The 5,839-nt window shown below is 72.1% G+C and carries 6 protein-coding genes and 1 pseudogene; 4 read left to right on the forward strand and 3 right to left on the reverse strand.

Features of this window, described 5'->3' with window-relative positions; translation table 11 throughout:
* Positions 1-259: 259 nt before the first annotated feature.
* Both QK440_RS40565 and QK440_RS40570 read right to left on the reverse strand, forming a co-directional pair.
* Complete coding sequence (locus QK440_RS40565; protein WP_282798285.1) at positions 260-628, reverse strand: hypothetical protein; 369 nt, start codon at positions 626-628, stop codon at positions 260-262.
* A gap of 240 nt (positions 629-868) precedes the next feature.
* Entirely contained in the window at positions 869-1,528 is a 660-nt protein-coding gene (locus QK440_RS40570; protein ID WP_282798286.1) for an ATP-binding protein, read from the reverse strand.
* Positions 1,529-1,735: 207 nt separating this feature from the next.
* On the opposite strand from QK440_RS40570, the gene QK440_RS40575 reads away from it, so the two are divergent.
* The 3 genes from QK440_RS40575 to QK440_RS40585 all read left to right on the forward strand — a co-directional run bounded on the left by QK440_RS40575 (position 1,736) and on the right by QK440_RS40585 (position 4,055).
* A complete protein-coding gene (locus QK440_RS40575; protein ID WP_282798287.1) occupies positions 1,736-2,596 on the forward strand; it encodes a helix-turn-helix transcriptional regulator in 861 nt (286 codons plus the stop codon).
* Positions 2,597-2,695: 99 nt separating this feature from the next.
* The gene (locus QK440_RS40580; RefSeq protein WP_190137463.1) at positions 2,696-2,911 is read left to right on the forward strand and encodes a DUF397 domain-containing protein; all 216 of its coding nucleotides are present in this window, start codon (positions 2,696-2,698) and stop codon (positions 2,909-2,911) included.
* Positions 2,912-3,209: 298 nt separating this feature from the next.
* The gene (locus QK440_RS40585) at positions 3,210-4,055 is read left to right on the forward strand and encodes an SAM-dependent methyltransferase (protein ID WP_282798289.1); all 846 of its coding nucleotides are present in this window, start codon (positions 3,210-3,212) and stop codon (positions 4,053-4,055) included.
* 159 nt (positions 4,056-4,214) lie between these two features.
* Here the strand turns inward: QK440_RS40585 and QK440_RS40590 are convergent, their stop codons facing one another.
* Entirely contained in the window at positions 4,215-4,694 is a 480-nt protein-coding gene (locus tag QK440_RS40590; protein ID WP_282798288.1) for an anthrone oxygenase family protein, read from the reverse strand.
* Between the two features lie 383 nt (positions 4,695-5,077).
* Between QK440_RS40590 and QK440_RS40595 the strand changes: the two are divergent.
* A pseudogene (locus tag QK440_RS40595) lies at positions 5,078-5,708 on the forward strand (uridine kinase).
* Positions 5,709-5,839 lie beyond the last annotated feature (131 nt).

Below are 5,839 nucleotides of genomic sequence, written 5' to 3' on the forward strand. Positions count from 1 at the left end.
CCCGGGCCCCCCGCCCACCCGAACCTCCCCCCACCCCACCTCACCCCACAAACAACGGGGGGGCCCACCGCCGCTGGGGGGGCGCCGCCCTTGGTGCTGTGCGCCGCCCTCGGCGGGCGGCCCGGGACCGGGAGGCCCGGGATAGGGGGCCCGGGACACGGGCCCGGAGCGCGAGCGCGCGTACGGGAGGACGAGCCCGGCCGACAGTCAGGCGCGGACGGGCCACGCCGCAGTCAGGCGCGGACGGGCCACGCCGCAGTCAGGCGCGGACGGGCCCGGCCCACCCCGGGACGGCGCCGGACATCCGGCACAGGGCCAGGTACAGGGGGATGGGCGGCGTGTACGGCACCGAACCCTCCGGCCGGTGCACGAGCACGGGCTCCCGCGTCGCGTCCGGCACCAGCGCGCCCGGCGAGTAGAACGCCGAGGGCGGCCACTCCAGCGCGACGTCGGACTCCGCGGGAACGATCCACCACCAGCGCGGTCCGTCCTCGTACACGCAGCCGACGCGGGGCAGCCGCTCCAAGAGCCGCGGTCCGAACTCCGCGGGCATGGCGACCGCGTCGCAGCCGAGCGGCTGCCGCATTCCGGCGGGGACGGCGAGCCGTGCCACTGGCTGCACAATCACGGCTCGCCGTCCGGTCGCCCGCTCCCGCTCGCGCGAGAGCCGTACCAAGGTGTCAAGGTCGAACGGTCGTGCTGTCCCCGTGCTCACATATCCCCCGACCGCATCACTGTCGCACTCGCATCCCTGCCCCGGCGGCCCGCGGGCCGCCGGTCACGCGCTGGTTGGTCCGATGGCGCACGCCGCCGGTCAGGCCTCTGCCGTGGCCGCCGGAGACGCCGTTCCCACAGGCGCCGAAGCTGTTCATCTCTGCTGTGTTCCCCGCGCCGGCCGTCGGCCGGCGTGACCACCGCCGAGAAGATCGGTCCCGAGGAAATCGTTCTCGGGGAGATCGGTTTCGAGGAGATCGGCTTCAAGAAGATCGGCTTCGAGAACATCGGCGCCGGTCCCGAAGGCCAGGCCGTCGAGATCCCCGCCGAACCCGTCCGCCGCCGGCGGAGACTTCGGTAGCTCCGCCCACACCGAAAGGCCGGTTCCGGACTGCTGGACACCCCATGCGTTGCTCACGGCACTCACGAGGAGCAACCCCCTCCCGTGCTCCTCGTCAGGCCCGCGCAGGCCGGTCGGGCGTGGAACCCCCGATCCACAGCCCTCGTCGCGTATGGCTATCCGCACGGTGTCGGCTTCCGTGCGGATCTCACAGACGACGGTCCGGCTCGCGGTGTGCACGATGGCGTTGGTGACCAGCTCCGACACGACGAGCGCCGCGGTGTCACAGGCGTCGTCGCCGACCGCGAGGGAACTGAGCCGGTCGCGCGTCAGCCGCCTGGCACGGCCGACAGAGCTCGGCAGCGCGGCCAGGGTGAAGGTGACGCAGGGATCGGCGCCCTCGGTCCGCTTCTCGGCGCGGGCGCCAAGTCGGGGCTCGGTGGCTTCAGTTCCTAACGATGCGGGCGGAGTCACGCTCTCCACTATCGCCCCGGCGCGAACACCTTGGCAAGGGCCACTCTGAAAAGTGCACAGTGACATGTTCCTTTGAGACGTCCCATGGCACACTTCTCGCAACGCCTCACCATGCGGCGTGAGTTGACGCACCGCGTGACTACGTACAGTGACGCGAAGTGGCAAGATGCGATGCAGAGAGTGACGCGTAGTGGGTGGAGGTAAGTCGTGAGCGAACCGCGGTCGGCGCCGACCGTCGGACAGGTCGTTCTCGGTCGTCGCCTGCAGGACCTGCGTGAGCGCGCGGGACTCAAGCGCGACGAGGCCGCGCGGATCCTGCGTGTGGCCCCGGCCACCGTACGCCGCATGGAGACCGCCGAGGTCGCGCTGAAGATCCCGTATCTGCAGCTCCTCCTGAAGGCGTACGGCGTCCCGGACGACGAGGCCGAGGCGTTCGTCGCCCTCGCCGAGGAGGCGAACAAGCCGGGCTGGTGGCAGCGGTTCCACGACATCCTGCCGGGCTGGTTCAGCATGTACGTCAGCCTGGAGGGCGCCGCCAGCCTCATCAGGTCGTACGAACCGCACTTCATGCCCGGACTGCTGCAGACCGAGGACTACGCGCGTGGCGTCCTGCTGTCCGGGGCCATCGGCCAGACCCGGCCCGAGGACATCGAACGCTACGTCGCCCTGCGCATGGAGCGCCAGACGCTACTCAGCCGCGAGGACGCGCCCCGCCTGTGGGTCGTGATGGACGAGACGGCGCTGCGGCGGCCCGTCGGCGGTCCCGAGGTGATGCGCGCGCAGGTCGACCGGTTGCTCGAGGCGACCGAGATGCCGCATGTGACGCTGCAGGTCGCGCCGTTCGCGGCGGGCCCGCACCCGGGCACGTTCGGACCGTTCGTGCTCTTCCGCTTCGCCATGGCGGAGCTTCCGGACATGGTCTACAGCGAGTACCTCACCGGCGCCGTCTACCTGGACGCACGCGCCGAGGTGGCGACGCACCTGGAGGTCATGGACCGCATGGCGGCCCAGGCCGCTACCGCACAACGCACGAAGGAGATCCTCCGGGATGTCCGCAAGGAGCTGTGAATGGACCGAGATCGACACCGTGCGGGCACGGGCCCCGCGTCCCGGCCCGACACCCGCGCCGATTCCCGGCCCCCAGGGTCCTCCCGGGTCTACAACGGCATGCCCGCCCGCGACCTCGGCAACGAGGGCTGGCACAAGCCCTGGAGCGGCGGCAACGGCGGCAACTGCCTGGAGGCCATGAAGCTCGCCGACGGCCGCGTCGCCGTACGCCAGTCCTCCGACCCCGACGGCCCCGCCCTCATCTACACCGATGGCGAGATCCGGGCGTTCATACAGGGAGCGAAGGCGGGGGAGGCGGACTTCCTGCTGTCGTGACGCGCGTAGCGGCCCCGCGCCGCCCGCGCCCGGATCTGGCGCGATCCCGCCCCCGGCCCGCACCTCGTCCGTACGGTGTCCGTAGGTGTCGGTAGGTTGTCCTCCCGTGGCCGCGCGGGGTCCACATATGGCTGTGAAGGATCCCCACGTGGCCGCGGGCGGGGTCCGCACATGGCTGTGCGGGGATCCCCACGTGGCCGTGCGGGGTTCTTCACGCAGCCGTTGCGGGGTGTACGAGGTGCGCGTGCGGGATGCCGCAGTCCGTTCGGGCCGAGCCGATGAGGAGTCCTCCATGACCGTGTCCGGAGCCGACCGCCACCACCGCGCCGAGGCGGAGGCGGAGGCGGCGGCCGCGTCGCCGTACATCGACACCAGCAAGCCGCATCCCGCGCGGATGTACGACTGGTGGCTCGGCGGCAAGGACAACTATCCGGTCGACGAGGAGATGGGCCGCCGGCTCGTCTCCATGGACCCGCGCATCCCCGGCATCGCGCGGGCCAACCGGGCGTTCATGCAGCGCGCGACGCGGTGGCTGGCGGCGTCCGGCGTCCGCCAGTTCCTCGACATCGGCTCCGGTATCCCGACCGAGCCCAACCTCCACCAGATCGCGCAGGGCGCCGTGCCCGACGCCCGCGTCGTGTACTGCGACAACGATCCCATCGTGCTGGCCCACGCGGAGGCGCTGCTCCGCTCGACTCCCCAGGGCGCGACGGAGTACATCCAGGCGGACGTCCGGGAACCGGCGGCGATCCTCGAACAAGCCCGGGCGACCCTCGACTTCACCCGGCCCGTCGCCCTCTCCCTGATCGCCCTGCTGCACTTCGTGCCGGACGAGGACGGCCCGTACGAGCTGGTGGACCGGCTCATGTCCGCGCTGCCGTCCGGGAGCTGGCTGATGCTGTCGCACGGCACCGGCGAGTTCACCCCCGACCGCGCCAAGGCCGCGGGGGACCTGTACGCGTCCCGCGCCCTCGACCTCGCCCTGCGCGACCGCGCGGACGTCCTCCGCTTCTTCGACGGCCTTGACCTCACACCCCCGGGCGTGACGGCCGTCGACGCCTGGCACCCCGAACTGGGAGAGCCCGTCCCCCTGGAGGGCGAGGGACCGGTGCCCATCTACGGCGGGGTGGCACGGAAGGCGTGACAGCCGCGGAGCGGTGACCCCACCGCCCCTGGTGACCTGGCCTCGGTGTTCCCGGTGTTCCCGGTGTTCCCGGTGTTCCCGGTGTTCCCGGTGTTCCCGGGGGTCTGGGCTCCTGGTGTTCTTGGTGGGCCGGGCGGGCGCGGGAGTCGATGCCGCGGGTCAGGTGATGCCGATGACGAAGGACGCCGCTGCGGCGGTGGCGGCACCGGTGCGGACGTGGTTCCACAGCGTCCACTCCGTCACGTACGTACGCCAGTACGCGGCGCCCTGCTCCGACTTCGCGTCCACCTTCGCCAGCGCGTCGTTGCGCGGCACGTTCGCCGCCACGGTCACGCCGAAGCAGCCCACCAGGTACAGCACGGCTCCGAGCAGCAGCTCCACCGTCCCCTCCTCCGGCCACAGCACGAACGTGACCACGGCGAGCACCGCGCACAGCCCGGTCGCGCCCATGAACAGGGCCATGAACGCCGGCGTGACCGCCGCGACGTTGATCGCGTTCATCGCGGCTATGCCCTGGGCCGGCTCCAGCGCGGCCAGGCCCTTCATCACGAACGTGGAGAAGCCGATGAACACCCCCGCGACAAGACCGCAGGCGACGGCGCCGAGGACGGTGAGCACGAAGTAGGGTCCCTCGATCATGGCAACTCCCTGACTGGTCCGGCCTTCGGACGATCGCTGCTCCCGGGGGACCGGGCCTCGGGCGGTCGGCGCGCCGCGCAAGATCCTGCACGGTGTGGTGTGTCTACGACAAGTGAAATGCCACGACGCGCCCTCGGCCATGTCCCGTCCCCGCACCCCCATGCGCACCCGTCTCACCGCCCTGCCGTGCCCGGCCCCCGACGGGCTCACTCCCGCCAGGGCCCGCAGGGCCGCTTCCACCACGCCCGCCGTACAGCGCCCGCCATCCGCTGTACCTCGTCCGGGGAGGTCCCTCCCGCCCGGTAGCAGGCAGGCCGTACGCGGAAGCGCCCCCAGGCCGACCGGCCCGGCCCGCGCCTCGGGCCGCCGGGCATCATGGCTCCGTGCGACTCGAAGCGATCACCTGGGAACGGCTCACCGACAGCCTCGCCGACCGGCTCCTGCAGCTGAGCCCGGCGGACGGCGCCCCTTGGCCCCGCGTGGCCTTCGACGGCGCGCCCGCGGCCCGGCCCGGCGACCTCGCGGCCCGGGTCGGCGAGGCACTGCGAGTCCGCGGGCGGTCCGCGCTCGTCGTCGGCACGCAGGGCTTCCTGCGGCCCGCCTCCCTGCGGTTCGAGTACGGGCACGAGGACGTCGAGGCCTACTACAGCGGCTGGTTCGACACGGCCGCCCTGTGGCGCGAGGTCTTCGGCCCCCTGGAAGCGGGCGGCACCGGCCGGGTCCTGCCCGACCTGTGGGACCCGGTGTCCGACCGCGCCACACGCAGCCCGTACGTCCACCTCCCTCCCGGCGGCCTGCTGTTGCTGCACGGCCCCCTGCTGTTCGGTCACTGGTTCCCCTTCGATCTGACGGTGCACGTACGCCTCTCCCCGGGCGCGCTGGCGACGCACGCCACCGGAGGAACAGTGGACGCTGCCCGCCTTCGAGCGCTACGAGGACGAGCACGACCCCGCGGCTGCCGCCGACGTCGTCATCCGGGCCGACGACCCCCGGCACCCCGCCTGGAGCGGCTGATTCCGCTGCGGGTGCACCGGCCGAGCGGGGCGATGACAATGAAGTCGTCGGGACTAGGTCCTGTCTGATAATTGATCTTGTGGTGGGTCGTGGTGAGTTGACGGATGCGGCATGGGATCGGATTGCGCCCA

Source organism: Streptomyces sp. CC224B (assembly GCF_030010595.1).
GTDB lineage: Bacteria > Actinomycetota > Actinomycetes > Streptomycetales > Streptomycetaceae > Streptomyces > Streptomyces longispororuber.

What these genes read in the sequence shown, in the direction of transcription:
- QK440_RS40580 (WP_190137463.1), top strand. Translation starts at nt 2,696, where the DNA reads ATGCCCGCCCGCGACCTCGGCAACGAGGGCTGGCACAAGCCCTGGAGC.
- QK440_RS40590 (WP_282798288.1), bottom strand. Translation starts at nt 4,694, where the DNA reads ATGATCGAGGGACCCTACTTCGTGCTCACCGTCCTCGGCGCCGTCGCC.